The organism is Chryseobacterium contaminans (genome assembly GCF_001684955.1).
GTDB lineage: Bacteria > Bacteroidota > Bacteroidia > Flavobacteriales > Weeksellaceae > Chryseobacterium > Chryseobacterium contaminans.
In genome coordinates this window covers 1-1,910 of the sequence record NZ_MAYF01000193.1, presented here as the reverse complement: position 1 = coordinate 1,910, position 1,910 = coordinate 1, and the positions used below count along the sequence as shown (strand labels likewise).

Sequence of the window (1,910 nt, the reverse complement as noted above, 5' to 3'; positions counted from 1 at the left end):
TCAGATCCTAGATCTCAGACTTAAATGTCTGATGTCTTATATCTGATCTCTTCCCGTCTTTTTCAATTAGTAGTCTCGGGCAGGCTCGAACTGCCGACCTCTACATTATCAGTGTAGCGCTCTAACCAGCTGAGCTACGAGACTGTCTGTTAGACTAACAGATTTCAGATATTAGATATCAGACTGTGCTTCCTTCTTTTATCTTGCCTCTTTGTCTCAATCCCTTTACTAATTTCTAGTGGGTTTTGTATTTTTAATATAAACCAACCAAACAAAAAACTAAAGCTTTACTTTTAAGCAAGTACTTTGTGTCTAGGACACTAATTTTGTTTATCGTCTAATGACGCTCTAAAATGAGATGTTCCAGCCGCACCTTCCGGTACGGCTACCTTGTTACGACTTAGCCCTAGTTACCTGTTTTACCCTAGGCAGCTCCTGTTACGGTCACCGACTTCAGGTACCCCAGACTTCCATGGCTTGACGGGCGGTGTGTACAAGGCCCGGGAACGTATTCACCGCGCCATGGCTGATGCGCGATTACTAGCGATTCCAGCTTCATAGAGTCGAGTTGCAGACTCCAATCCGAACTGAGACCGGCTTTCGAGATTTGCATCACATCGCTGTGTAGCTGCCCTCTGTACCGGCCATTGTATTACGTGTGTGGCCCAAGGCGTAAGGGCCGTGATGATTTGACGTCATCCCCACCTTCCTCTCTACTTGCGTAGGCAGTCTCACTAGAGTCCCCAACTTAATGATGGCAACTAGTGACAGGGGTTGCGCTCGTTGCAGGACTTAACCTAACACCTCACGGCACGAGCTGACGACAACCATGCAGCACCTTGAAAAATGTCCGAAGAAAAGCCTATTTCTAAGCCTGTCATTTCCCATTTAAGCCTTGGTAAGGTTCCTCGCGTATCATCGAATTAAACCACATAATCCACCGCTTGTGCGGGCCCCCGTCAATTCCTTTGAGTTTCAAACTTGCGTTCGTACTCCCCAGGTGGCTAACTTATCACTTTCGCTTAGTCTCTGAAGCTTGCGCCCCAAAAACGAGTTAGCATCGTTTACGGCGTGGACTACCAGGGTATCTAATCCTGTTCGCTCCCCACGCTTTCGTCCATCAGCGTCAGTTGTTGCTTAGTAACCTGCCTTCGCAATTGGTGTTCTAAGTAATATCTATGCATTTCACCGCTACACTACTTATTCCAGCTACTTCAACAACACTCAAGACCTGCAGTATCAATGGCAGTTTCACAGTTAAGCTGTGAGATTTCACCACTGACTTACAGATCCGCCTACGGACCCTTTAAACCCAATAAATCCGGATAACGCTTGCACCCTCCGTATTACCGCGGCTGCTGGCACGGAGTTAGCCGGTGCTTATTCGTATAGTACCTTCAGCTTCCCTCACGAGGGTAGGTTTATCCCTATACAAAAGAAGTTTACAACCCATAGGGCCGTCGTCCTTCACGCGGGATGGCTGGATCAGGCTCTCACCCATTGTCCAATATTCCTCACTGCTGCCTCCCGTAGGAGTCTGGTCCGTGTCTCAGTACCAGTGTGGGGGATCACCCTCTCAGGCCCCCTAAAGATCGTCGACTTGGTGAGCCGTTACCTCACCAACTATCTAATCTTGCGCGTGCCCATCTCTATCCACCGGAGTTTTCAATAAAAAACGATGCCGTTTCTTATATTATGGGGTATTAATCTTCCTTTCGAAAGGCTATCCCCCAGATAAAGGCAGGTTGCACACGTGTTCCGCACCCGTGCGCCGCTCTCAAGTCTCCGAAGAGACTCTACCGCTCGGCTTGCATGTGTTAGGCCTCCCGCTAGCGTTCATCCTGAGCCAGGATCAAACTCTCCATTGTATGTTTGTCTGACTCACTCAAAGTTTTAACGCTTTAGTTTTT

1 tRNA gene and 1 rRNA gene are annotated in these 1,910 nt (G+C 48.1%); both read right to left on the bottom strand.

The features are described 5' to 3' along the window. Nucleotides 1-70: 70 nt before the first annotated feature. Nucleotides 71-144 (bottom strand) — tRNA-Ile (locus BBH99_RS11455). A gap of 207 nt (nt 145-351) precedes the next feature. Next, nucleotides 352-1,868 (bottom strand): 16S ribosomal RNA (locus tag BBH99_RS11450). Between the last annotated feature and the right edge of the window lie 42 nt (nt 1,869-1,910).